This is a genomic window from Paenimyroides marinum, from assembly GCF_900108395.1.
Classification (GTDB): Bacteria; Bacteroidota; Bacteroidia; order Flavobacteriales; family Flavobacteriaceae; genus Flavobacterium; species Flavobacterium marinum.
This window is the reverse complement of record NZ_FNXE01000022.1, coordinates 18,503-42,486: the sequence shown is the minus strand read 5'-3', so window position 1 is coordinate 42,486 and position 23,984 is coordinate 18,503. Positions and strand designations below refer to the sequence as shown.

General features: G+C 34.2%; 23 protein-coding genes, 11 tRNA genes and 1 other RNA gene. 12 read left to right on the top strand and 23 right to left on the bottom strand.

Features of this window, described 5'->3' with window-relative positions; translation table 11 throughout:
* Positions 1–14: 14 nt before the first annotated feature.
* Entirely contained in the window at positions 15–1,124 is a 1,110-nt protein-coding gene (locus BLW20_RS08575) for a TlpA disulfide reductase family protein (protein ID WP_143037763.1), read from the top strand.
* A 132-nt stretch (positions 1,125–1,256) separates the two neighbouring features.
* Here BLW20_RS08575 and BLW20_RS08570 read toward each other — a convergent pair.
* The 22 genes from BLW20_RS08570 to BLW20_RS08465 form a co-directional block, all read right to left on the bottom strand.
* A tRNA-Arg gene (locus BLW20_RS08570) sits at positions 1,257–1,330 on the bottom strand.
* A 23-nt stretch (positions 1,331–1,353) separates the two neighbouring features.
* Positions 1,354–1,431: transfer RNA gene (locus BLW20_RS08565), tRNA-Pro, on the bottom strand.
* Positions 1,432–1,448: 17 nt separating this feature from the next.
* Positions 1,449–1,532 (bottom strand) — tRNA-Ser (locus BLW20_RS08560).
* Positions 1,533–1,554: 22 nt separating this feature from the next.
* Positions 1,555–1,627, bottom strand: a tRNA-Lys gene (locus BLW20_RS08555).
* 434 nt (positions 1,628–2,061) lie between these two features.
* Complete coding sequence (locus tag BLW20_RS08550; protein ID WP_091099059.1) at positions 2,062–2,964, bottom strand: TIGR01777 family oxidoreductase; 903 nt, start codon at positions 2,962–2,964, stop codon at positions 2,062–2,064.
* The gene (gene idi / locus BLW20_RS08545; RefSeq protein WP_091099055.1) at positions 2,961–3,479 is read right to left on the bottom strand and encodes an isopentenyl-diphosphate Delta-isomerase; all 519 of its coding nucleotides are present in this window, start codon (positions 3,477–3,479) and stop codon (positions 2,961–2,963) included. Before idi ends, BLW20_RS08550 begins: the two co-directional genes overlap by 4 nt.
* Before the next feature lie 18 nt (positions 3,480–3,497).
* Positions 3,498–4,805 carry a cryptochrome/photolyase family protein gene (locus tag BLW20_RS08540; RefSeq protein WP_091099051.1) on the bottom strand — a complete coding sequence of 436 codons (1,308 nt, stop codon included), beginning with the start codon at positions 4,803–4,805 and terminating at the stop codon, positions 3,498–3,500.
* On the bottom strand, positions 4,795–5,358 hold the full coding sequence (locus BLW20_RS08535; protein WP_091099048.1) for a lipocalin family protein: 564 nt from the start codon (positions 5,356–5,358) through the stop codon (positions 4,795–4,797). The genes BLW20_RS08540 and BLW20_RS08535 overlap by 11 nt, the downstream gene beginning before the upstream one ends.
* The gene (locus BLW20_RS08530; RefSeq protein WP_091099044.1) at positions 5,342–6,043 is read right to left on the bottom strand and encodes a lycopene cyclase domain-containing protein; all 702 of its coding nucleotides are present in this window, start codon (positions 6,041–6,043) and stop codon (positions 5,342–5,344) included. Before BLW20_RS08530 ends, BLW20_RS08535 begins: the two co-directional genes overlap by 17 nt.
* Complete coding sequence (locus tag BLW20_RS08525; protein ID WP_091099041.1) at positions 6,040–6,498, bottom strand: sterol desaturase family protein; 459 nt, start codon at positions 6,496–6,498, stop codon at positions 6,040–6,042. The genes BLW20_RS08530 and BLW20_RS08525 overlap by 4 nt, the downstream gene beginning before the upstream one ends.
* A 1-nt stretch (position 6,499) precedes the next feature.
* Positions 6,500–6,967, bottom strand: coding sequence for an SRPBCC family protein (locus BLW20_RS08520; RefSeq protein ID WP_091099037.1), 468 nt, complete (start codon positions 6,965–6,967; stop codon positions 6,500–6,502).
* Between the two features lie 3 nt (positions 6,968–6,970).
* Positions 6,971–7,429 carry a hypothetical protein gene (locus BLW20_RS08515; RefSeq protein ID WP_091099034.1) on the bottom strand — a complete coding sequence of 153 codons (459 nt, stop codon included), beginning with the start codon at positions 7,427–7,429 and terminating at the stop codon, positions 6,971–6,973.
* Positions 7,426–8,262, bottom strand: a complete 837-nt coding sequence (locus BLW20_RS08510) for a phytoene/squalene synthase family protein (RefSeq protein ID WP_091099030.1) — start codon at positions 8,260–8,262, stop codon at positions 7,426–7,428. Before BLW20_RS08510 ends, BLW20_RS08515 begins: the two co-directional genes overlap by 4 nt.
* Positions 8,259–9,740, bottom strand: a complete 1,482-nt coding sequence (locus tag BLW20_RS08505; protein ID WP_091099027.1) for a phytoene desaturase family protein — start codon at positions 9,738–9,740, stop codon at positions 8,259–8,261. Before BLW20_RS08505 ends, BLW20_RS08510 begins: the two co-directional genes overlap by 4 nt.
* Positions 9,737–10,399 carry a MarR family winged helix-turn-helix transcriptional regulator gene (locus BLW20_RS08500; RefSeq protein ID WP_091099023.1) on the bottom strand — a complete coding sequence of 221 codons (663 nt, stop codon included), beginning with the start codon at positions 10,397–10,399 and terminating at the stop codon, positions 9,737–9,739. Before BLW20_RS08500 ends, BLW20_RS08505 begins: the two co-directional genes overlap by 4 nt.
* Positions 10,400–10,799: 400 nt before the next feature.
* Positions 10,800–10,872, bottom strand: a tRNA-Lys gene (locus BLW20_RS08495).
* A 37-nt stretch (positions 10,873–10,909) separates the two neighbouring features.
* Positions 10,910–10,982: transfer RNA gene (locus BLW20_RS08490), tRNA-Lys, on the bottom strand.
* Positions 10,983–11,006: 24 nt separating this feature from the next.
* Positions 11,007–11,088, bottom strand: a tRNA-Leu gene (locus BLW20_RS08485).
* Positions 11,089–11,104: 16 nt separating this feature from the next.
* Positions 11,105–11,177: transfer RNA gene (locus tag BLW20_RS08480), tRNA-Lys, on the bottom strand.
* A 29-nt stretch (positions 11,178–11,206) separates the two neighbouring features.
* Positions 11,207–11,280, bottom strand: a tRNA-Arg gene (locus BLW20_RS08475).
* Between the two features lie 23 nt (positions 11,281–11,303).
* Positions 11,304–11,381 (bottom strand) — tRNA-Pro (locus BLW20_RS08470).
* Between the two features lie 17 nt (positions 11,382–11,398).
* Positions 11,399–11,482, bottom strand: a tRNA-Ser gene (locus BLW20_RS08465).
* 256 nt (positions 11,483–11,738) lie between these two features.
* Here BLW20_RS08465 and BLW20_RS08460 point away from each other — a divergent pair.
* From BLW20_RS08460 to BLW20_RS08415, 11 genes are all read left to right on the top strand, one after another.
* Entirely contained in the window at positions 11,739–12,917 is a 1,179-nt protein-coding gene (locus BLW20_RS08460; protein WP_091099020.1) for a thiolase family protein, read from the top strand.
* A 67-nt stretch (positions 12,918–12,984) separates the two neighbouring features.
* On the top strand, positions 12,985–13,746 hold the full coding sequence (locus BLW20_RS08455; protein WP_091099017.1) for a C40 family peptidase: 762 nt from the start codon (positions 12,985–12,987) through the stop codon (positions 13,744–13,746).
* 16 nt (positions 13,747–13,762) lie between these two features.
* The gene (locus tag BLW20_RS08450; protein ID WP_091099013.1) at positions 13,763–14,404 is read left to right on the top strand and encodes a CPBP family intramembrane glutamic endopeptidase; all 642 of its coding nucleotides are present in this window, start codon (positions 13,763–13,765) and stop codon (positions 14,402–14,404) included.
* Between the two features lie 85 nt (positions 14,405–14,489).
* Positions 14,490–15,344: an IS4 family transposase gene (locus tag BLW20_RS08445; RefSeq protein ID WP_143037762.1), complete on the top strand. Its 855-nt coding sequence runs from the start codon at positions 14,490–14,492 to the stop codon at positions 15,342–15,344.
* Between the two features lie 482 nt (positions 15,345–15,826).
* A complete protein-coding gene (locus BLW20_RS14970) occupies positions 15,827–15,988 on the top strand; it encodes a DUF6371 domain-containing protein (RefSeq protein WP_397334305.1) in 162 nt (53 codons plus the stop codon).
* Positions 15,976–16,275 (top strand): DUF6371 domain-containing protein, encoded by a 300-nt coding sequence (locus BLW20_RS08440; protein WP_262492799.1) that lies wholly within the window; start codon positions 15,976–15,978, stop codon positions 16,273–16,275. Before BLW20_RS14970 ends, BLW20_RS08440 begins: the two co-directional genes overlap by 13 nt.
* Positions 16,276–16,390: 115 nt before the next feature.
* Positions 16,391–17,977: a type I restriction-modification system subunit M gene (locus BLW20_RS08435; protein WP_091099006.1), complete on the top strand. Its 1,587-nt coding sequence runs from the start codon at positions 16,391–16,393 to the stop codon at positions 17,975–17,977.
* A gap of 3 nt (positions 17,978–17,980) precedes the next feature.
* Complete coding sequence (locus BLW20_RS08430; RefSeq protein ID WP_091099002.1) at positions 17,981–19,195, top strand: restriction endonuclease subunit S; 1,215 nt, start codon at positions 17,981–17,983, stop codon at positions 19,193–19,195.
* A gap of 12 nt (positions 19,196–19,207) precedes the next feature.
* Positions 19,208–22,045 carry a type I restriction endonuclease subunit R gene (locus tag BLW20_RS08425; protein WP_091098998.1) on the top strand — a complete coding sequence of 946 codons (2,838 nt, stop codon included), beginning with the start codon at positions 19,208–19,210 and terminating at the stop codon, positions 22,043–22,045.
* A 350-nt stretch (positions 22,046–22,395) separates the two neighbouring features.
* Positions 22,396–22,707, top strand: a complete 312-nt coding sequence (locus BLW20_RS08420) for a hypothetical protein (protein ID WP_091098995.1) — start codon at positions 22,396–22,398, stop codon at positions 22,705–22,707.
* Positions 22,708–22,799: 92 nt separating this feature from the next.
* Entirely contained in the window at positions 22,800–23,327 is a 528-nt protein-coding gene (locus BLW20_RS08415; protein WP_143037761.1) for a hypothetical protein, read from the top strand.
* A gap of 153 nt (positions 23,328–23,480) precedes the next feature.
* On the opposite strand, the gene ssrA is transcribed toward BLW20_RS08415, so the two are convergent.
* Positions 23,481–23,880, bottom strand: a transfer-messenger RNA (tmRNA) gene (ssrA, locus tag BLW20_RS08410).
* Between the last annotated feature and the right edge of the window lie 104 nt (positions 23,881–23,984).

The window sequence follows — 23,984 nt, the reverse complement described above, 5'->3', positions numbered from 1 at the left end:
TATTTTTTACAACTATGAAAAAGCAATTTATTTTATGTTTACTTTTCATCCCGTTTATAGTAAATGCACAACACACAATTAAAGGAGATGTAAAAAAGAATACTACAAATTTTACTGTTTATCTTAAAGAATTTACCAATTATAACTGGATCGTTTTAGACAGTACCGTAGTAAACAAAAACAAATTTGAATTCCATATTGCAGATAACGATAAATTGATTTATATAGATACAAAAGACAATCCCGATTTCTATATAAAACTTTACAATGTTAAAGGGACTACCAATATTAAATTTAATCTAGCAAATAACACTTACTCTTTAAAAGGAACGGAAAAAAATGAGGGGTTATCAAAATACGAACATTTTATAAAACCCTATTACCAAGAATTAGACAAGCTTACAAAACAAAAGCCTAAAATTTTAAATCCTTCAAAGTTTACACCCGAAGAACAAGAAGCTTATTACAAACACTTTTTATTAGAAAAAGCCGTTAAAAATAAAATAGACATCGCTAAGTTCAAATTTATAGAACAAAATAAAAAGAATGCATACACAAAAATCTTAATAGCCGAAAAATTAAAAAGCACTTTTAAAGAAGAGGATTACGATGTATTAGAGAAATTTTATTCTGATTTGGAACTAATAGATAAAAATTCTGAAAACGGACAAAAATTAGCTTCTTTTTTAAGAGAATATAAGAACGTTAAAATAGGTGCAAAAGTTGCCGATTTCTCATTAACAGATGTGAATGAAACAAAACAAACACTTTATAAAAACCTTGAGAAATACACCATTATTGATTTTTGGGCTTCGTGGTGTGCTCCTTGTCGAAAAGAAAATCCTAACGTGGTGGCACTTTACAATAAATACAAAGACAAAGGCTTAAACATCATTGGAATTTCATTAGATAACGATAAACAAAAATGGATAAATGCCATAGAAAAAGATCAATTATCGTGGCTTCAACTTTCTGATTTAAAAGGATGGAACGAACCTTTGTTACAAACTTTCAAAATAACTTCTATTCCTAAAACAATCATTTTAGATAAAAATGGAGTCATCATAGCCAAAGATTTAAGAGGCGATGAGTTAGAAAACAAACTCAAAGAACTTTTCAAATAAAGTGATGCCCCCCTCTTAACCTTTAACTATAAAGTTTATCATTTTTCTAAATGGTAAACTTTTATTTTTTAAAATATCTGGTAAGAAGAAAAGATTAGGAACAAAAAAATCGCACTTAAAAAGTACGATTTGTGATCCAGTCAGGATTCGAACCTGAGACCTACTGCTTAGAAGGCAGTTGCTCTATCCAGCTGAGCTACTGGACCAATCCCTAAACACTATGTTTAATTGGTCGGGGTGGCAGGATTCGAACCTGCGACCTCCTGGTCCCAAACCAGGCGCGATGACCGGGCTACGCTACACCCCGAATCGGTCATTTAAATGCGGAGAGACAGGGATTCGAACCCTGGCATCGGTTACCCGATGACAGATTAGCAATCTGCTCCGTTACCACTCCGGCACCTCTCCTAAAAATCCGAAATAAATTTTGTGACCCGACTGGGGCTCGAACCCAGGACCCCAACATTAAAAGTGTTGTGCTCTACCAACTGAGCTATCGAGTCGTTTCAGAACTTATTACCTATGTTAAAGACAGGTATAGAACGCAACAAATTTAGAGTCTTTTTTTATTTTTAACAAATTAATTTTAATAAAAAAACAACAAAAATATAAAGCGTTTGTTGATAATAATTTAAACTATAAACAGTAAGATATTCTTTTAAGTAAAATTCATCAAATCAGTTTATAATTATAAAAAAAGACAAATCTAAAATAAATAGATCTGTCTTTAAAGTGAACCCACTGGTACAAAACTCGAACTCTTTATTGGAAGATTTAAGGCGATTGAACCAATTGAAAGACACCTCTTATAAGTATGATCTAGATAAAAATAAAGTTAGCTCCGCTAAACCGAAAATTATCTTAAACACGGAAAAACGGAAATTGTAAAAAATGTCAATAAAGAAAGCTATACTAAAGTCTTCAACCAGCTTTATTACTACATAAAAAATGTCTTCTCAATCGAGCTATACTCAAATTTAAAGCCGGTTTGTTTTATTTTGTAATTGCTGACCCTAGAACCCTTTAACAACATCACGGACATTTCCCCCAAAAATAACCTTACCAGAAATGCTGGTACATTGGGCAAAAAACTCGTTTTTCCGAATGACCTTAGCAGGGCTTTAGAAAAATCATTCATCATAATGTGCTCGGAAGAAACAGCATTAAAAACCCCGCTGAGTTCATCTGTCTTCAAGATGAATTCATACAACCGGACTAAATCCCGGATGTCAATCCAGGGTAAGTATTGCCTGCCATTTCCTAAAGATGTATTGATACCCAACTTCGCCAAAGGTGCTAATTTTTGATACATACCACCATCTCTCCCAAGGACAACGCCTTTTCTTAAAATCACGGTAGCAACACCCAAACTTTCAAATTGCAGTGCTGATTTTTCCCATTTCCGGCAAACCGAAGCCAAAAAATCGCTGCCGTTATTGGATTTCTCTGTAAATATTTCATCCGTAGTAATCGCACCATAATAACCTACGGCAGAAGATGAAATGAAGATATCTATGCTAAAATTCCTTGTTGTAACATAGGTAAAAAGTAAATCTATTGCCTTGGTCCGGCTTTCGATTATTTCAACTTTCCTTTTTTCCGTCCAACGCTTTTCGGTAATGTTTGCGCCTGTTAGATTGATGATTTTCGAAACGCCCTCAAATGCTTTTTCGTCAATAAATCCTTTCTTTATATCCCATTCAAAATACCGAATGTTCTCCATGCTGCTGATTTTGTTCCTCCGTGTTAACACATTGACCATATAACCACAATTTACTAGGTGCTTTATCAATGCTTTTCCGACAAAACCTGTACCTCCGGCGATTAATATCTTTTTCATGAATTGATTTTTGAAAGTAACTCCGGAAAAACCTGTTTGAACCAGACCGTGTAATGCGATGGATTATTTTTTATATCAGATAGAGTTTCATCCGCATTCATCCACTTATAGTCCTGTACTTCATCTTTGTTTAAAACAGGACATTGGTCAGAATAACCAACAAAAACATAATCCAGTTCGTGTTCCGTCAAATTGTTTTCAACCCGCTCATTGTAAATAAATGAATAGACCAATTTTAAATCACATTCCATTCCCATTTCGTAGTTTAACCGCTCCTCTGCACCTAAAGCAACAGTCTCTCCCCATTGCGGATGCGAACAACAAGTGTTCGTCCATAACCCTGCTCCGTGATACTTGTGGCTTGCACGCTGCTGCAAAAGAAGCTCTCCGTTATCATTAAATATAAATACCGAAAATGCCCGGTGAAGACGCCCTTGCTCGTGGGCAACCAATTTTTCCATTTCAGCAATGGCATTATCGTTTTCATCGACCAACACTACATTGTTTCTCTCCATTTTACTTTAATTAAAGCGTTATTGATTGTTTTCCCTGACAGCTTCTCCATATACTTTCAAAGCTCTGTCTCTTGCGAAACTGTGTTCTACTATTTGTTGGGGGTAAGCATCTGTTCCAAATTCCGGAACCCATTTTTTGATGTATTCCAAGTTTTTGTCAAACTTTTCGGTTTGAACAGTTGGATTAAACACCCTGAAATAAGGTGCAGCATCGCAACCCGAACCCGATGCCCATTGCCAGTTTCCATTGTTGGCCGATAGATCGTAATCGTTCAGCTTTTGCGCAAAGTAGGCTTCGCCCCAACGCCAGTCAATCAGTAAATGTTTACACAGAAAACTCGCTGTAATCATCCGAACACGATTATGCATAAACCCTGTTTGGTTCAATTGTCGCATTCCGGCATCGACAATCGGATACCCTGTTTTTCCCTCGCACCATTTTTCAAATTCCCGCTCATTGTTTCGCCATTTGATGTTATCGTATTTCGATTTAAAAGATTGATTAACCACTTTGGGGAAATGATATAAGATCTGCATAAAAAACTCTCGCCAGATCAATTCATTCAGCCACGTTTGATTGTGGTTCAATGCAAAAGCTACGCATTTACGAATATTTATGGTGCCAAATCGAAGAGCGATGCTCAATTCTGTTGTCCGTTGCATTGCAGGATAATCCCTGAATTTTTCGTATTCGTCAATGATTTTTGCATCTAATTTCGGGGGGTCAAAAGTTATATCTGTTTTTTCAAAACCGAATTCATTCAACGAATGAATTTCGGCAAACCGCTGTCTGAAAAAATTAGTGCAATCAGGATTATACGACTTATAATCTTTTTCTGTCAATAGCTCTTTCCATTTTTTTGAATACGGGGTATAAACCGTATAGGGTGTGCCGTCATTTTTCAATACATCGTTTTTATCAAAAATGACCTGGTCTTTGAATGCCTTAAAAGAAATATTCTGTTCGTTGAAAAACTGGTAAATCTCCATATCCCGTTTAATGGCTTGCGGTTCATAATCCCGATTGCAGAAAACGCCTTGAACAGCATATTTTTCGGAAAGCATTTTAAAAACATCCAACGGATTTCCATAAAATGTATTCAATCTTGCGTTGAATGTCTTCAACCCGCTATTTATTGCCGAGAGTACCTGATGGATATAGTCAACCCTTCGGTCTTTTTTATCTTCTAATTGAGTTAAGATGGTTTCATCAAAAATAAAAACCGGCAACACGGGTAATTCGGAAGCAAGTGCCTGATACAAACCCACATTGTCTTCCAAACGCAGATCTCTGCGGAACCAAAAAACGGAGACCTTATTTTTCATTCAAAAATGGATTATCGTTCCTGTCGTGCTTTACCCAGATCAGTTTAGAGGTATCATAGCCAATCCCTTCTGCAATTTCCAGATAGTTTGTTTTAACCTCTTTGGGAACTTTCTTTGTTCTTGATAAAATCCATAAATACTTTAGGTTTTTTCCCGCAACCAGCGCATACTGGTAATTTTTGTCCAATGCGACCACATTGTAACCAGAATAAAAAGGACCGAAAAAACTTACTTTCAGTTTTGCAACATTTTTATCTCCTCTGAACTTTGCTAAACCGTCCGCTTTTTTCCATTCTTGCTTATTATGATTATAGCCACTGTTCAAGACGATGACATTGCCATTTTCGTTCAGACTGTATTGAGCGGAAACATTGTCCAAGTCTCTTTCAAAACGAGAATCAAATCGGGCAATTTCGTACCAAGTACCTAAATATTCATCGACGTCAAAGTTTTTCACTGCTTTTGCCCTTTTGGGGATCGAGGCGCAGGAATGTAAAAGAGCAATTAACCCTATGGAAAAGGCCACTGTTAAAATTTTATTTTTTGCTTTCATCATCTATATGTTTAAACCGTTTAAAAAAATAAAGTACCAAAAGGAACTGTGTATATCCATAAACGGCATCCTCAATGGGTATCGTTAGTATCCGTATACCCAGAAAATCACCGGGATTGTAATTCACGATTGGTGTTTCCAATTCGGTACCGGTCAGAATGCCATTGACCGGAAAGAAACCTAACATCAATATCGTAAACACCAACGATGCTTTGCCTATCCAATCCGCCTTGGCAACAAAATGCAGATAGATCAGGGTTGTAATGGTAGCTGTGGCCGTGATCAGTGTATAGATCTTATCAAAGTGCACCAGAGCCATCACGGAACAGATAATGACGCTGACAAAAACGATCAGGTTATTTAAGCCGGATAGCCATTCCCATCTGAAAAACTTATCGAAACAGAAATAGGTAAATACACATGAAAACGGAATACAGATAAAAAAAAGCCATTCTTCAATTGGTAACCCAGCCAATGCTATTCCGAGCGTATAATCTGTGTTGAACCACCAAACACCTTTTGCCGTAAACCATACATCCCAAGCAATGAAGGGAATTGCCACAAGGATTGCAGACTTTATAAACGCACCAAAATGGCGGTTAAAAAGAATCCGCCTGTCAAAAGATGCGATGAAACAAATAATGACCGAAAAAAACAATACCAAGGAGTAAGTATATCCCATCATTTTTTCGCGGAATTAAAATACATTTTGAAATATTTGAAAGGCACATATAAAAACCCGAAACATTCGCCGTCTTCTTTTCCGATATGTTTGTGATGTTGTTTGTGTGCCCTGCGCAGTGCCAAAAAATAGACACTTTGGGTCTGGGACAGAAATTTGATACGTTGGTGGATAAAAATATCGTGCACAAAAAAATAAGCCATTCCGTAAAGCATAATGCCCAACCCGATATAAAACAGATAGTTGAAATTTTCAAGCGAACCGAAATACATCAAAGCAATCGTGGGTATAGCAAATATGACAAAGAAATAGTCGTTCTTTTCAAGAACGCCCTCATTGCTGTGGTCATGATGGTCTTTGTGCAAAACCCAAAGAAAACCGTGCATAACATATTTATGGATAATCCAGGTTGCCCCTTCCATCAATGTAAACGTGAGCAATACGATTAAAAAATTCATATCAGTTCTTTATTGAGTTAAACATTTTCTCCAAAACTCCGTAGCGGAAATCAAAGATATCCGCCAATTTCTTTTTCACAAAAAGCCGATGGGCAACCTTCCCCAGAAAGCCGAAAGGCAATTCATAATCTACCGTATCTTTCATCAGCACACCACCTTTATGGGGGATAAATTCATGAAAATGGTTCCAGTATTTATAGGGCCCTTTCTCCTGAAAATCAGTAAAGCTTTTATGGGGCGTCACATGGGTAATTCTCGTTCTCCACTTCAACGGAACTTTCAGCAACGGCGAAACGATATAATCGATAACCATTCCTTCAACAATCTGTTCGCTGTTATAATCCGACAGCACGGTAAAACCCATATCCTTGGGTGTTATTTTCGACAGGTTCTTTGGAGAAGAGAAAAAATGCCACGCTGTTTCGATATCGCAATTCAATTGTTGCTCCCTGTATAACCTGTGTTTCATAGCTTAGTCTATTAAAAGCATTTCTATATTTTTCTTCAAAATCTCCGACCCGATTTGGTGGCGGTTCTCCTTAATAAATTCGGTATCCTCATTTATGTTTGATTTATAGCCTAAAAAAGACGGTGCATTTTTTTGAACCGAAAGGCGGATAAACCTTAATTCCACATTGGCAGGTTCTTTTTTGATTGCTTGCTCGATGTTTTTCTTCCCTTCTTTAAATGTGTTGAGTTTACTTATCGGATTAAAGACGTGATTGGCCCAAATGGTTAGCAAAGCACCTAAATAAGCCAAATGTGTAGCTGAATTGTTCTTTGCTTCCGCTAATTCCGCAATCATTTTTTCACACAATTCTTTATCAGATACCACTTTGCTGTAATTTGCCCTTACTGTATCCAAACTGGTTGTATTAAAACTTGTCAGTAAACATAAGACAGATATCAGTAAACCAAGAAATTTCATCATAAATGAGCGGTTTTATATCTTATATAACTTTTAAATGCCACAAATGCCTTTTCGGAATTAGGAATACGAACCCTATTTTTCAGTATCTCTTTGGAAGATTTACTTTTTATCTTTCGGAACAGAGACAAATAGTATTTATACGCCAGATACACACCAAACATGGATGAATGGGGCAGTTTCCTGATCCCGGTTAAGGCTTCTTTAAACTCTTCTTCTATTTCGTTTTCAATCTGCGATTTCACGTAATTATCGAATACACACATATCAATATTCGGAAAATATGTCCTACCCAAAACCACATAATCCTCTTTCAGGTCCCTTAAAAAATTGACCTTCTGAAAAGCCGATCCCAACTTCATTGCATAGGGTTTCAGTTCATTGTATTTTTCCCTATTCCCATCCGTAAAAACTTGCAGGCACATTAACCCAACCACTTCCGCTGAACCAAAAATATATTCCTTATATAGTTCTGAATTGTAATCTAATTTCTGCAGATCCATTTCCATACTGTGCAAAAATTGCTCGATTAGCTTTTTCTCAATTTGGTATTTATGTACGGTTTCTTGAAAAGATTGTAGAATAGGGTTAAGCGAAATTCCTTCATGCAGTGCATTGTCCGTTTCTGCTTTTAATCGATTCAATAGCTTCTCTTTATCGTACCCGTGAAAACTATCAACGATTTCATCTGCCAATCTTACGTACCCGTATATCGCATATATGGCAGAACGGATGGTCGGTTTCAGAGCTAAAATTCCCAAGGAAAAACTTGTACTGTATTTTTGGGTTGTTATCTTGCTTACCGAGCACGATAGTTCGTCAAAGATCTTTTTCATAGTCCTTCTTGTTTAAGCTTGATTATTTCGTTCGCTACAATTTTACCCGATAGGATGGACGGAGGAACTCCGGGGCCGGGAACGGTCAATTGACCCGTGTAGAATAAATTTTTCAATCTTTTATTTATTATTTTAGGTTTCAAAACTGCAGTTTGACCAAGTGTGTTTGCCAGTCCGTACGCATTGCCACCGTACGCATTGTAATCTGAAATAAAATCGCTGACACAGAAGCTTCTTTTGTACTCAATCATTGACTGTAAATCGGCTATGCCCGTATGTCTTTCAATTCTTGAAAGCATTTCCATTAAATACTTTTCCCGTGTTAATTCTTCATCGTTTATTCCGATTGCCAAAGGCATCAACAAAAACAGGTTTTCTTTGTCTTTAGGGGCAACGGCATTATCTGTTTTTGATGGGCAACAAACATAAAAAAGAGGCTTTTCCGGCCATTTCTTCTCGCCATAGATACAATCAATGTGTTCGTCTAAGTCATTTTCAAAGAAGAGTGTATGATGTTTTAGGTTGGGAATAATTTGATTGATGCCTAAATAATAGATCAAACTTGATGGTGCAAACGTTCTGCTTTTCCAGTACACCTCAGAATAATTTCTGAGGTCTTTATTTAAAAGCGTTTCTGTATGATGATAATCGGAAGAAGCAATTACAATATCGAATTCATAGGTCTCGCCATTGATAGTTAAAGATCTTACCTTACCATTTTGTGTATTTATGCTTTCAACGGTTTTGTTAAAATAAAAAGTTGCACCTTGGTTTTCGGCTACTTTTTTCATCGCCAATACCAATTGATAGAAGCCACCTATAGGATAATGCGTTCCTAAGGCATAACCCCCATAGTTCATCAAACTATACAATGCAGGAATATTTTTTGGCGAAGCACCCAGAAAAATCACAGGAAACTCCATCAATGTTCTTAATTTTTCACTTTTGAAGTATTTAGCAACATAGGTTCTGAAGTTCGTCAGCAAATCCAATCTCAATGCACTTTTAGTTATTTTAGGAGAAATGAATTCTGACCAATTATGGCAAGGCTTATTCACGAAATCCTGCATACCGACTTCATATTTGAATTTAGCCGATCGCATAAATTTTTCTAATTGTAATCCTGCACCCTTTTCGATTTGTTCGAACAAGATTTTTAATTCCTCTAAACTTTCAGGTACACTGATTTTCTCTTGTGAAAAAATCATTTCAAACTGTGGGTTTAATGAAATCAACTCGAAGAAATCAGAGATTTTGTAGCCGAAATCAGCAAAAAAACTTTCAATAATATCAGGCATCCAGTACCAACTTGGTCCCATATCAAATACGTAACCTTGTTGGGTAGAAAATTGCCTTGCTCTTCCACCTGGCTGCTCGTGTTTTTCAAATACGTGAACCTCATTTCCCGCTTTTGCCAAATAAGCTGTAGCAGACAATCCCGAAAAACCGGAACCGATAACGGCTATTTTTTTCTTCATCGCCTTTTATCTTTTAAAACTTCATTCAATAAATATTCTGGTTCAATATTTTTATCGTAGATCTGTTGATGAAAATCATTGAGTTTATTGAGCAACCTGATCAATTCCATTTTTTCGTTATGGGTTAAATCTCCTGTAACGATTTCAGTTGCTTTTCTGATTTTGTCCATTTGCTTTTCTAAAACCTGAATTCCCTTATTGCTTATTTTTAAAACTTTACTTCTTTTGTCGGTCTCAGAATCGGTTTGATTTACCCAACCTTGTGCAATCAACCGGTTGATAACTTGCATTCCGGCAGGTTTTTCATGTACATTCTTTTTTATCAAGTCCATTTTGGTCATTTCTCCAAAAGCTTTTAGGTTAATGAGGTAGATAAAATCTTCCTGTGTTGAAAAATCCGATCCGAATATGGCGGACTTGGAATAACTCTTGGCATATCTGTTCATATGGACAATTAAAGTATTAATGACACTTTCTGCACTACGTCCCTTTTCTTTTCCATCCCAATTAGGTTCATTATTTTTTTCTTCACCTTTATAATTGGCAACTATCCATCTTTTAAAACCTTCGATATCATTAGGGTATGTTCTTCCTTGAAGAATATCTTCTTCAAATTCCTCAAGCAGATTGACAACATTTTTTAAAATATCATATTTCATATAATTATATTAGTTCACAAATATACTATATTCGACTTATTAAATGTATAAATTTATACTAAATTCTTTGCAGGTTTATTTTTAGCAATACAAGACTCTTGGTATGGTCGGTAGTATATATATTATAAGGATGTATTTAGTGGATGAAACGGCAATAATGTATCATTCAATTTATTACCGAAAATTAGCTAATAATAAATATTGGAGGTGAATCTTATAGAAAGAAAAGAAATAAAAGCTTACCCAAAAACCATATGGACTGTTTAACAAATCAGGTAGAAATAAAACAATGGTTGGTTGTTGACAAAAGCGACTGGGTAACCACAAGTGAAGATACTCATACCAAAAAAAGCCAAAAGGTACCCTTTGGATTCAAATGGCGCCTTTTGGCTTTTGTTTGTGACCCGACTGGGGCTCGAACCCAGGACCCCAACATTAAAAGTGTTGTGCTCTACCAACTGAGCTATCGAGTCTTTTATAACCAAAAGTTATATATTTTAATATAATTTGTGACCCGACTGGGGCTCGAACCCAGGACCCCAACATTAAAAGTGTTGTGCTCTACCAACTGAGCTATCGAGTCAATAAATTATTTTCGACTTTTTCGTGACCACGATGGGAGTCGAACCCATACGCTTTTCAGCACCACCCTCTCAAGATGGCGAGTCTACCAATTCCTCCACGCGGTCTGTAAACTTCTTTTTGTGACCCGACTGGGGCTCGAACCCAGGACCCCAACATTAAAAGTGTTGTGCTCTACCAACTGAGCTATCGAGTCAAAATGATTTATAAAATCAATTTTTTTAGTGATCCAGTCAGGATTCGAACCTGAGACCTACTGCTTAGAAGGCAGTTGCTCTATCCAGCTGAGCTACTGGACCAATCCCTAAACACTATGTTTAATTGGTCGGGGTGGCAGGATTCGAACCTGCGACCTCCTGGTCCCAAACCAGGCGCGATGACCGGGCTACGCTACACCCCGAATCGGTCATTTAAATGCGGAGAGACAGGGATTCGAACCCTGGCATCGGTTACCCGATGACAGATTAGCAATCTGCTCCGTTACCACTCCGGCACCTCTCCTTCTCAACCAAAATCTTGTATCGGTTAAGCGGTTGCAAATGTATAACGAGATTTAAGACTTTGCAAGTATTTGTTTGTTTTTTTTGAAAAAACTATCCCTGAAAAACACCATAATATTAATAATCAATTAAATAAACAGGTAATTATTTTTAAACAATTGTTATTTATTTGTTCTTGTAGAATTGATTTTTAAATATTCTTGTAAAAAACGATATTATTTTAGTAAATTCGCACTAAACTAAACTTTAGTAAAATTATGAATAAAAAAGTAGTAATTGTATCAGCTGTAAGAACTCCGATAGGTAGTTTTATGGGCTCGTTATCTACAGTTCCTGCTCCAAAATTAGGTGCAGCAGCGATTAAAGGTGCTCTAGAAAAAATCAATTTAGATCCAAATAAGGTTGAAGAAGTTATAATGGGTAACGTGGTTCAGGCTGGTAACGGTCAGGCTCCGGCTCGTCAGGCTGCGTTATTTGCAGGTTTATCTACTGATGTTCCGTGTACAACTGTAAATAAAGTGTGTGCTTCTGGTATGAAAGCGATCATGCAGGGTGCACAGGCAATTGCTAACGGTGATGCAGATATTATTGTTGCCGGTGGTATGGAAAACATGAGTATGATTCCTCATTATGCAAATTTAAGAACCGGAGTGAAATTTGGAAACACCGCTTTTGTTGACGGAATGCAAAGAGATGGTTTATCTGACGCATACGAAAACCAAGCAATGGGTGTTTATGCCGATGCTACTGCAACTGAATTCAATATCTCAAGAGAGCAACAAGATGAATTTGCTATCAATTCTTACAAAAAATCGGCTGCTGCCTGGGATGCTGGTAAATTCGACGCGGAAATTGTTCCGGTTGCTGTTCCTCAACGTAAAGGCGATCCAATTATGGTTACCAAAGATGAAGAATACACAAACGTTAAATTAGAAAAAATTCCGGCATTAAACCCGGCATTTACAAAAGAAGGAACGGTTACTGCTGCAAACGCATCTACAATTAACGATGGTGCTGCTGCCGTTATTTTAATGAGCGAAGAAAAGGCAAATGAATTAGGTTTAAAACCTTTAGCTTATGTTAAAGGATTTGCCGATGCTGCTCAAGAGCCTAAATGGTTTACAACGGCGCCTGCAAAAGCATTACCTAAAGCATTAGACAAAGCAGGAGTTTCTTTAAACGATATTGATTTCTTTGAGTTCAACGAAGCTTTTTCTGTTGTAGGAATCGCAAATACAAACATCTTAAAATTAGATGCTGCCAAAGTTAACGTAAACGGTGGTGCGGTATCTTTAGGGCACCCTCTTGGTTGTTCAGGTGCTCGTATCGTAGTTACTTTGTTAAATGTATTGGATCAAAACAACGGTAAAATTGGTGCGGCTGCTATTTGTAATGGTGGTGGTGGTGCTTCTGCCATTGTAATCGAAAAAATCTAACACAGTATATTATAGTAAAATGAGAAGGTAATTCTTGCCTTCTCATTTCTTTTTTTAAATTCTAAATATGTTTGCAATCTGTAATTTGGCAATTGTTCCTTTGCGTTTTGAACCTTCAGACCGAAGTGAATTGGTTACGCAGGTTCTTTTCGGGGAAACTTTTACCATTTTAGAACAAAAGGAAAAATGGTCTAAAATCTGTTTGTCTACCGATGGGTACGAAGGCTGGATTGACAACAAACAATTTACCCTGATTACTGAAAATCAATACCAAAAAATACAGCAAAAAGCAAAATGCTACTGTGCCGATTTAATTGATTATGTAACGGGAAACAATACCTTACTGCCCGTTTCTCTAGGTAGCGATTTAACTTTTTTAGAATTTACAGATGTAAATACCCAACAACTGATTTTTGACGGTAACATAATTACAGGTGTCCAACCAAAATCAAATCTGTTACAAACTGCTTTCCTTTATCTTAATGCTCCTTATTTATGGGGCGGAAAAACACCTTTTGGTATTGATTGCTCTGGTTTCACCCAAATGGTTTACCGTTTAAATGGCTATTTTATTCCGCGCGATGCCTCACAACAAGCAAAAATTGGCGAACCGTTGAGTTTTATTGAAGAAAGTGAAGCAGGCGATTTGGCTTTTTTCGATAATGAAGAGGGACTGATTATTCATGTGGGCATCATTATGGAAAACAATTACATCATCCACGCACACGGCAAAGTTCGTATTGATCGTTTGGATCATTTGGGAATTCTTAATACCGATACAGGACGACACACCCACAAACTACGGGTAATCAAAAAGATTATTCTTTGATCAGTAAATTGTAATTATGAAATTAAAGACAAATATTTATATTAAAGTACTCATTCTTTTCATAATTACTTTTGCGACAGGAGTAGCTTTACGGCAATGTTTATCGACGTTTACAGAGGAAGCTTTATTAGAAATATTTTTTAAATCTTTTTTGGCTACTACATTTGTTTTCTTAATTTATCTGTTCAGCAGGGGAAAGTGGGATTTATTCACTCCTGTTAAGTGGAAAAACAAATATTGGATTTTGATTTTAATCCTGATAATTCTGTTTAGTGTTAATAATTATTTTCAGGTTTTATATTCCGAGAACCAATATTATCCGGAAATGATTAAATCAGCATTAGGTATTTCTATTATTGGTTATATTATAAGTTCTACAACTGAAGAAATTATTTACCGAGGTTTTCTTCAACCTTTTATTAATGCAAATACAATATCAAATTTTTCTGTAATAAGTAGAGGTAATCTTTTTGCAACAGCACTATTCTTTCTGACTCATTTAGGTTTTTTCACAGTAATGGATCCTGTTTTTGCAGTATTATCTTTGGTAAATGTTATTATTTACTCGTTAATTGCCGGATATTTATTTGACAGAACAAAAAATATATTCGTATTAATTGTTCTCCATATTTTTTTAGTACACGACAAAAATTTATAATTTGATTAAAAATTAACAAAATAAGTTCTTTTAAATTTTAACAAAAAGCTGATATTCAGTATATTAAAGGATTATTTCTGACGTAATGCCTTTAAAAAAGAACATCAGCTCAAGGAGCGAAGATACACAATTATTAACAGTATTTCAAGCCCATTTCACGGACTTTCTCAATTTAGCAAGAATCCGTCTCATCTGTTTATTTATAAGCTCTCTGTGTAAAGTTCGGAGTGTCAATTTTTCTAAACTTTCATCAGGATTTGACAATAAAGCAGCTTCTTCAAGCAATTACAGACGTATTCAACGATTTATTGCAGAGGTTGAATTGCCGATGAAATGGATTTCCCAACTTATTTTCAGTTTGCTTCCGCAAAAAGATTCTCTTGTTTTGGTAATAGACCGAACCAATTGGAAGTTGGGAGAGAAAAATATCAATATTCTAATGTTGGGAGTGAGTTACAAAAATGTAGCTTTTCCTTTGATGTTTAGAATGTTGGATAAAAGAGGGAACTCACATACTTCAGAACGGATTGCCTTGATACAGGATTTTATCAATTGGTTCGGAAAAGATTGTATAGATTGTTTGTTGGCAGACAGAGAGTTTGTTGGAGAAGATTGGTTGGGTTTTCTCAATGAAAACAATATTCGGTATCACATCAGGATACGGAACAATTTTAAGATTTACTGCCCGAAAAGACAGAAAGAGGTAACGGCTTGGCACTTGTTCAACAATTTGAAAACAGGTCAGTTACGTCATTATAGCAAGATAATGCAGATACGTGGTGAATATTGTTATCTTTCGGGAATGAAAACCATAAAAGACGGAAAATTAGATTTTTGCATAGTGGTTTCTTTTAATAAACCCCATGAAGCATTGGAGAAATACAAGCAACGATGGCAGATTGAACTGCGAAGCAATCACGAATACCTAAAAACAATATAAACAAATGAGTAAACGCTTTTTAGAGGATTAAAATCAAGCGGTTTCAATTTGGAAGACACACACGTTACGCATTTGGACAGGTTGGAAAAATTGATTTTATTGGTAATGGTAGCTTTTGTATGGTGCTACAAAATTGTCGATTACATCGACACACAAATCAAACCAATAGTTATCAAAAAACACGGAAATAGAGCGGTGAGTGTCTTTAAATATGGTTTAGATTATCTCGCAAGAGTACTTATATCAAAAAATAACTACTTCAATGTTAACTGTTTAAGATTTTTGTCGTGTACTTAGAAGTTTTTTATTAATTCCATTTTGGTATAGAGTGTTGTAGATTTAAAAAGAATTAAAGTAAAAGAAAATGAGGGAGGTAAAAATCTTGTGATAAAAAGAGTTTGTGGAGCCAAAGATACAAAACTCGAACTCTTTTTTGGAAGATTTGCGAAAAATAAACCAGTTGAAAGATAGTTCCTGTCAAAATGATTTGGACGTACAATAAACATACTGGTAAACGTATAAAAGAACCTTACAATAAATTGTACTGGCAACATAAGAAAATTAATAATGTTGATTTTAAGCTAAAACAAACACTTTTTGGTATGCATCTGAAAAAGGTTCAGATAAACCAATTGCTATTGTAGAAAGTGAGAAAACAGCTATCATTTGCAGTGTATATTACCCAAAATATATTTGGTTGGCAACTGGTGGTTTAAACAATTTAAAAGTTGAATTATTGCGTATATTAGCAGGAAAAAACGTTGTTTTGTTTCCCGATTTAGGTTGCTATGATAAATGGTATCATAAGGCAAAAGAATTTAAAAAATTCTGTAACATTAAAGTATCAAACATACTTGAATTAAATGCTACAGAAGACGAAAAAAACAAAGGTTTGGATTTGGCAGATTTTTTAATTAAAAACGTACTATAAAAACACTTTTATCGTACTAAAATTTAGACTTTAATTTTTATTTGCATATCCACTTCTATTATTTTGATTAATTTCGTCTTTTACCTATCTTTCACACTTAAATAAAACACTAAAAATGTCAGAAGAACAAAAACGAATCTTAGAGAGCAAACTTTGGAATATTGCCAATATACTACGTGGTAAAATGAATGCGAATCAATTTCAAGATTACATCTTGGGATTTATTTTCTACAAATACCTTTCAGAAAAAATACTAACAGAAGTAAATGAAGTTTTAGCACCTGATGAAATTACCTATTTTGATATTGAAGAAGGTACAGAGCAAGGCGATGCCGATTTAGAAGAACTAAAAGCAATTTTAGTAGAAAAGGTTGGTTATTTCTTAAAACCTTCTGAATTGTTTTCGACTTTAGCTAAAAAAGGAAACGCAAAAGCAGAAAATGAAAACGAAGAAAGTACTGATGTTTTTATCTTAGATGATTTAGAAAAAGTTTTTCGTAATATAGAACGTTCTACACTTGGAACTGAGTCGCAAGATGATTTTGATAACTTGTTTTATGATATTGATTTAAACTCGCAAAAGATTGGTAAAACACCGTTAGAGCGTAACCAAACCATATCTAAAATAATGAATGCCTTAAACGAAATTGATTTTGATTTAGCCAATACAGAATCTGATGTTTTAGGCGATGCGTACGAATATCTAATTGGTAAATTTGCCGAAGGTGCTGGACAAAAAGCGGGCGAATTTTATACACCTCAACAAGTTTCTACCATTTTAGCAAAAATTGTAACTGCCGATAAAACCAAATTAAAATCGGTTTATGACCCAACGTGTGGTTCAGGTTCTTTGCTTTTGCGTGTAGCCAAACAAGTAGAAGAAGTTGGGCAGTTTTACGGGCAAGAAATGAACAGAACAACGTACAACTTGGCTCGAATGAACATGATTTTGCACGATGTATCGTATTTAAAGTTTGATATTAAAAACGATGATACCTTAGAGCGACCTCAGCACAAAGAACAACAATTTGAAGCCATTGTTGCCAACCCACCATTTTCTGCCAATTGGAGTGCCAACGCTTTATTTATGGACGATGAACGTTTTTCTCAATTTGGAGCGTTAGCACCCAAAGGAAAAGCCGATTTTGCTTTTGTACAACACATGTACCACCATTTAGCCGAAAACGGAACTATGGCAACCGTTTTACCGCATGGCGTTTTGTTTAGAGGAAGTACAGAAGAAAAAATTCGTAAACATTTTATTGAAGAATTAAACGCTATTGATGCCGTAATTGGTTTGCCAGCCAATATATTTTTTGGTACGGGTATAGCAACTTGTATTTTGGTATTAAAAAAATGCCGAAAAGACAACGAAAATATTTTGTTTATAGATGCTAGCAAAGGTTTTGAAAAACAAGGCAACCAAAATGTTTTATTGCCCCAGCATATTAATGCCATTGTAGATACGTTTAAAAACAGAACAACGGTAGATAAGTTTTCGTACTTAGCAACGCTTGATGAGGTACGCACTAACGATTACAACTTGAACATACCTCGTTATGTAGATACGTTTGAGGAAGAAGAAGCCATTGATATAAATGCGATAGCAGAAGATATAAAACAGTTGGATATAGATTTACAAGCCAACCAACAAACCATTGCCGATTTTTGTAACCAATTAAACATTAATACCCCTTTTTAAGCAATGGAAAATTTACAACCAAAATTGAGATTTGCTGAGTTTAAAGAAGATAAAAAAGATTATTATTCTGTTATAGGAAAGTGTATTGATTCAAATATATATGGTCCAAGATTTAATAGTAATGATTATAATATTGAAGGTAACGTAAAGACAATTAGAGGTACCGATATACAAAAGAATGGAACTATTAATTATTCAAATGTGCCAATTGCTTTATTAGATGAAAATGTAGTTTCAACTCATAAATTGAAATATGGTGATTTAGTAATGATAACAACTGCTGAATGTGGTTTAACAGGTGTTTTTCAGGGTGATGATATGGATTATATTTGTAGTGCTTATGCAGTCAAAATTCGTTTGAAAGAGAATAATAATCCGTTGTTTTTTAAACAATATTTTTTAACTGAATATGCAAATAACCAAATCAATAGATTTATTAGAAAAGCTACAGTTTCAAATTTACCAGCTTCAGATATAAAGAAAATAAAACTTTTCATTCCAACCCTACAAGAACAAACCAAAATCGCTGATTTTTTAGGAGCGGTAGATAAACAGTTGGATATTCTAAACCAAAAAAAAGAAAAACTAAACACCTACAAAAAAGGTGTGATGCAACAATTGTTTTCGCAACAAATCCGCTTTAAAGACGATAACGGAAACAACTTTCCTGATTGGGAAGAGAAAACGTTGGGAGAGGTAATTAATTTTAGAAATGGTAAAGGACATGAGAAAGTAATTGATTCAAACGGAGATTTTATTGTTGTTAATTCAAAGTATATTTCAACAGATGGTCTTGTTTCAAAATATACAAGTGAACTAATTTCACCATTGTTTAAAAATGACATTGTTATGGTTATGAGTGATTTACCAAATGGTAAAGCATTAGGTAAATGTTTGCTAATTGATAGAGATAACTATTATACATTAAATCAGCGAATTTGCGCTTTAACACCAAATCAACTTCATAATAATCCAATTTTTTTAAAATATATAATTAATAGAAATAGTTATTTCTTGAAATTTGATGATGGTGTAAATCAAACAAATCTGAAAAAAAATGAAGTTCTAAATTGCCCTTTATCCATTCCATCAATAGCAGAACAAACTAAAATCGCTAACTTTTTATCTGCAATAGATACGCAAATACAAGCCGTAGAAAACCAAATAACTAAAACCGAAACGTATAAAAAAGGATTGTTACAACAAATGTTTGTTTAAATTTTACAACTTATGACCACCCAATCAGAACAAGCACTCGAGAATAAAATGATTAAACAATTAGTTAGCAATGGTTATGAACGTGTAACCATTACTAACGAAGATGATTTAGTTGCAAACCTAAAAACGCAATTAGAAAAATTTAATCATACTACCTATACCGATTCAGAATTTAAGCAAATCTTAAATCATTTAACCAAAGCCTTAAATCCGTTTGATAAAGCAAAGGTTTTACGTGATAAGTTTTCATTCAAAAACGATGCGAACGAAACCGTTTATGTCGATTTCTTAAACTTAGAGCATTGGTGTCAAAACGAATACCAAGTAACGCATCAAGTAACCATGCATGGCAAGTACGAAAATCGTTACGATGTTACTATTCTTATCAATGGTTTACCTTTGGTACAAATCGAATTAAAAAAACGAGGTTTAGAAATTAAAGAAGCCTTTAACCAAGTGTTGAGGTATCATAAGCATAGTTACGGTGCTGGCTTAGGGTTGTTTCAGTATGTGCAATTGTATGTAATAAGCAACGGAGCAAATACAAAATATTACACCTACAGTAAAAACCAAGATTTTAAATTTACATTCTATTGGACTGATGAGAAAAACAAACGAGTTTCTGATTTAGAAGATTTTACCAAAACCTTTTTAGATAAATGCCACGTTAGTAAAATGATAACGCGTTACATTGTTTTACACGAAGGATTTAAACAAATCATGGTTTTACGTCCGTATCAATATTACGCTGTAGAAAAGATAATTGATAAAGTAAAAACAAGTACAACCAACGGTTATATATGGCATACAACGGGTTCAGGGAAAACGCTGACTTCATTTAAAGCAAGTCAAATTTTATCTAAACTGCCAAAGGTAGATAAGGTTGTTTTTTGTGTAGATAGAACCGATTTAGATTATCAAACATCAAGAGAGTTTAACGAGTTTAGTCCTGGTTCTGTAGATTCTACAGATAATACTAGGAAATTAGTACAACAATTTGCCGATGTAAATACTAAACTAATTGTAACCACCATTCAGAAATTAAACACCGCTATCAGCAAAGAAAAGCATACGAAAGTAATGGACGATTTAGCGGATAAAAAAGTTGTTTTTATTTTTGATGAGTGCCACCGTTCACAATTCGGAGAAACACATAAAAGAATTGTTCAGTTCTTTAAAAATCATCAACTATTTGGTTTTACGGGAACACCAATTTTAGAAAAAAACGCACAATCTAAAAACGGAGTTAAAAAATTAACAACCGATTTGTTTGGCGAACGACTACACGATTACGTTATTACTGACGCTATTAGTGATAATAACGTTTTGCCTTTTTCGATAGAATATGTTGGACGATACAAATACAAAGAAACATCTAAAAACAATTTAGATATTGAAATAGAAGCCATTGATACAACAGAACTTTTTGAGAGTGATGAACGTATTGAAAAAATTGCCAATTACATCATCAACAACCACGACAGTAAAGCCAAAAACAAAGGTTTTACAGCAATGTTTTGTATTAGTAATACCAAAACCTTAATTAAGTACTTTGATTTGTTTAGAAGACTTAAAAAGGAAGGAAAGCACGATTTAAAAATTGCAACTATATTTAGCTATACAGCTAATCAAGACCCGAATGAAGATAAATCAGGAGAAATTCCTGAAGAAAATTTAGATTTCAGCAATGCAAAAGTTGATATACATACAAGAGATGTTTTAGATAAATACATCGAAGAATACAATAAAGAATTTGGTACAAGCTATTCAACCAAAGACAGCAAATCGTTTAACGATTATTATAAAAACGTAGCCAAGCGAGTAAGAGAAAAAGAAATTGATATTTTATTTGTTGTAAATATGTTTTTAACTGGTTTTGATTCGCCAAATTTAAATACATTGTATGTTGATAAGAATTTAAAATATCATGGTCTAATACAAGCGTATTCTCGTACAAACAGATTAAAAGGCGAGAAAAAAACACATGGTCAAATTGTTGTTTTTAGAAATCTTAAAAAAGCAACTGATGATGCAATTGAATTGTTTTCTAACAGAAATGCAAAAGAAGTTATTATTGTACCACCTTTAGAAGATTACATTGACCAATTTAACGATGCTGTAAAAAACCTTTTAGCAATTGCACCAACGTATCTAAGTGTTGATGATTTTTATTCAGAAACTCAAAAACTGCAATTTGTAAAAGCGTTTAGAGAATTGTTGAGGTTAAAAAATCGTATGGATACGTATGCAGATTTTACTTTTGATGATTTAATTTTAGATGAACAAGCGTTTAACAACTATAGTTCTAAATACCAAGATTTAAAACGAGAAGCAGAAAACCAACCGAATAAAGATTCAGTTTTAAATGAAGTCGATTTCCATTTAGAGTTAATTCATAAGGATATTGTAAACGTGGATTATATTTTACGTTTATTAGCGAATTTGGAAGAAGAAGAAATTGAAACAGAAACCAAGAAAAAACGTCAATCAGAAATTTTATCAATGGTTGATAATGACCCTGTTTTAAGAAATAAACGAGATTTAATAGAAAAGTTTATAGTTGAACAATTGCCAATCTTAGAACAAAATGAAGACGTTACAGAAGCGTTTAGCGATTTTATTAACACAGAGAAGGTAAAAGAGTTCAAATACCTTGTAGAGGAAGAAAATATCAACGAAAATAGATTAGAAGAAGCAATGGAATCCTATATGTTTTCAGGGAGATTTCCCACAAACAATGAATTGGTTGAAACCTTGAAAGAAAAACCATCGTTTAGAGAGCGTAGAACAATAGGCGAACGCTTAATATCTAAAGTAAATTACTTTGCTGATAGGTTTTTGAGAGGATAATTACACAATCGTAAAGATTTTATAATTGGATTTTTAAGGTTAGTAAAGCTTCTAAGTTAATCTTTTAAGTTTTTATTTAACATTTTTTTAATGTCTTAAATTCATTATATTTGCCTAATTAACATATCGAAAAAATAAGCGTTACGCTATTATTCTACCTTGCGGAATCTGGTAAATTCAAATTAGGTGTAGGATAAATAAGCAGAACGCTCACGCTTCGGCGTGGGCTTCTCTATTTATTACCTATAGGCTTACCAGAGCCCCGCAAGAATAGATAGATGTAAGTCCCACGCTTTTTTATTTATCTAACTTTCATTTTGGGGCTGAGTGAAACATAACTAAATTTCATTATGAAAAAATTATTATTTTTATTCTCAATCTGTTTTATTCTTTTCAGTTGTTCTTCTGATGATAATGATGACAGAAAAATTAATTACATTGAAGTTGAGAATGGAACAGCAACAATTAATTACAATAACAATGAAAAGAAGGTAACTTCAGATTATACTATTGGGAGTAATTATTTCTCAGTTACTAATTGGAGAAAAATAAAGTATCATATTAATAGAGATGAACTTAAAGAAGTTGAAAACGAACAAGGTTCACATATCTATTGGTACAGATTTCACAAAGGTTCAGCTCTTTTGGTTCTTACGAATTAATTATTATACCCCTCAATTATTTATTACGTGTGGGGTTGTTTTTATTAAATCTTGTAAACTTGTTTACATTTGTTAAACTTTAATAATTGAATATGAAAAAACTACTACTATTATTTGTAATATTAATGTCTTTTAATGGGTTTTCTCAAAAGTTTGAATTAACCCCTCAAGGTTTTGTGGATAGTGAAGACCATACTAAAAATTATTTAGTATTAGAATTTCCAAACAAAACAAAAGAAGAGTTGTTTAAAGAAACTATGATTTATTTAAATAAGAGTTATTTTTCTCCTCAAGATATTATTAGCACTGTTGATAATGAAACTATAACCGTATCTGCATTATCTTCTACTTTAATTCGTGCAATGATTAGTGAATTTTACAACCAATATTCAATCACATTTTCTTTTAAAGACGGTAAAGTAAAAATTGACGAGCCTAATGTAAATCTATTTAACAAAAAAGGCTATAAATTAAGTATATCTAATGGAAATGATAATATATTTAATAAGAAAGGACAGGTAAATTATAAACGTGCTAAAGAAGGTTTAGAACTTTTCGCACAAAAATTTGTCTTATCTTACAAATTAGCTATGTCTGATGAAAAAAATGAAGATTGGTAAATTTGCAAAAGAATTAAATACGAAAAGAGGGCTTGAAGTCCTCTTTCTTTATTTTATAAGAGTAGTATATCACAAACACGTGTGCAAATCGTGTGCAAAAAAAAAGCAATAAAAAACGCATTGATTTAAAAATCAACACGTTATATTTTAATTCAGTGGAGCCGCAGGGAATCGAACCCTGGTCCAAACAGGCAATCAAAGAGCTTTCTACACGTTTAGTTTTTGATTACATTTTCGTCAAAAAGTTTGGTCAAAAACAACCGCTTTTTGCTTAGTTTCTAAAATTTCGACAGATGTTCGAAACGCTAACCTGCCTAGATTTATTTTACGGTTCCTTATTACAAAACGCCATAAATCAAGGCTTTTTTAAGGAATTCAGCTTTCCTGTCTAACAGGACAAAGGCTTGATCTTACTATAATTCAGAATTAAGCAGCTAAAGCGTAGTTTTCTTCGCCGTGTAAAAAAAGTTCATTTATGAGATTTACGAGCTGTAAATGAGCGCTCGACGTGCTTACTTTTTAATTCCACCTGCTGTCAAAACCGATCGGCCCCAAAAAGAGGTGTAAAATTACTAAAAAATACTATTGAACGAGCAAGATTTCTTTCATATTTGATTAAAAAATATGATTTCAATCAAAATTTAGTTTATTGTAATT

Excerpts from the sequence above, each read along its gene's own strand:
- BLW20_RS08575 (WP_143037763.1), top strand. The coding sequence starts at position 15 with ATGAAAAAGCAATTTATTTTATGTTTACTTTTCATCCCGTTTATAGTA.
- BLW20_RS08455 (WP_091099017.1), top strand. The coding sequence starts at position 12,985 with ATGTTTGCAATCTGTAATTTGGCAATTGTTCCTTTGCGTTTTGAACCT.
- BLW20_RS08460 (WP_091099020.1), top strand. The coding sequence starts at position 11,739 with ATGAATAAAAAAGTAGTAATTGTATCAGCTGTAAGAACTCCGATAGGT.
- BLW20_RS08445 (WP_143037762.1), top strand. The coding sequence starts at position 14,490 with ATGCCTTTAAAAAAGAACATCAGCTCAAGGAGCGAAGATACACAATTA.
- BLW20_RS08520 (WP_091099037.1), bottom strand. The coding sequence starts at position 6,967 with ATGAAACACAGGTTATACAGGGAGCAACAATTGAATTGCGATATCGAA.
- BLW20_RS08510 (WP_091099030.1), bottom strand. The coding sequence starts at position 8,262 with ATGAAAAAGATCTTTGACGAACTATCGTGCTCGGTAAGCAAGATAACA.
- BLW20_RS08415 (WP_143037761.1), top strand. The coding sequence starts at position 22,800 with ATGAAAAAACTACTACTATTATTTGTAATATTAATGTCTTTTAATGGG.
- BLW20_RS08540 (WP_091099051.1), bottom strand. The coding sequence starts at position 4,805 with ATGAAAAATAAGGTCTCCGTTTTTTGGTTCCGCAGAGATCTGCGTTTG.
- BLW20_RS08420 (WP_091098995.1), top strand. The coding sequence starts at position 22,396 with ATGAAAAAATTATTATTTTTATTCTCAATCTGTTTTATTCTTTTCAGT.
- BLW20_RS08550 (WP_091099059.1), bottom strand. The coding sequence starts at position 2,964 with ATGAAAAAGATATTAATCGCCGGAGGTACAGGTTTTGTCGGAAAAGCA.
- BLW20_RS14970 (WP_397334305.1), top strand. The coding sequence starts at position 15,827 with ATGATTTGGACGTACAATAAACATACTGGTAAACGTATAAAAGAACCT.
- BLW20_RS08525 (WP_091099041.1), bottom strand. The coding sequence starts at position 6,498 with ATGAATTTTTTAATCGTATTGCTCACGTTTACATTGATGGAAGGGGCA.
- BLW20_RS08535 (WP_091099048.1), bottom strand. The coding sequence starts at position 5,358 with ATGAAAGCAAAAAATAAAATTTTAACAGTGGCCTTTTCCATAGGGTTA.
- BLW20_RS08425 (WP_091098998.1), top strand. The coding sequence starts at position 19,208 with ATGACCACCCAATCAGAACAAGCACTCGAGAATAAAATGATTAAACAA.
- BLW20_RS08430 (WP_091099002.1), top strand. The coding sequence starts at position 17,981 with ATGGAAAATTTACAACCAAAATTGAGATTTGCTGAGTTTAAAGAAGAT.
- BLW20_RS08515 (WP_091099034.1), bottom strand. The coding sequence starts at position 7,429 with ATGATGAAATTTCTTGGTTTACTGATATCTGTCTTATGTTTACTGACA.
- idi (WP_091099055.1), bottom strand. The coding sequence starts at position 3,479 with ATGGAGAGAAACAATGTAGTGTTGGTCGATGAAAACGATAATGCCATT.
- BLW20_RS08530 (WP_091099044.1), bottom strand. The coding sequence starts at position 6,043 with ATGATGGGATATACTTACTCCTTGGTATTGTTTTTTTCGGTCATTATT.
- BLW20_RS08450 (WP_091099013.1), top strand. The coding sequence starts at position 13,763 with ATGAAATTAAAGACAAATATTTATATTAAAGTACTCATTCTTTTCATA.
- BLW20_RS08500 (WP_091099023.1), bottom strand. The coding sequence starts at position 10,399 with ATGAAATATGATATTTTAAAAAATGTTGTCAATCTGCTTGAGGAATTT.
- BLW20_RS08505 (WP_091099027.1), bottom strand. The coding sequence starts at position 9,740 with ATGAAGAAAAAAATAGCCGTTATCGGTTCCGGTTTTTCGGGATTGTCT.
- BLW20_RS08435 (WP_091099006.1), top strand. The coding sequence starts at position 16,391 with ATGTCAGAAGAACAAAAACGAATCTTAGAGAGCAAACTTTGGAATATT.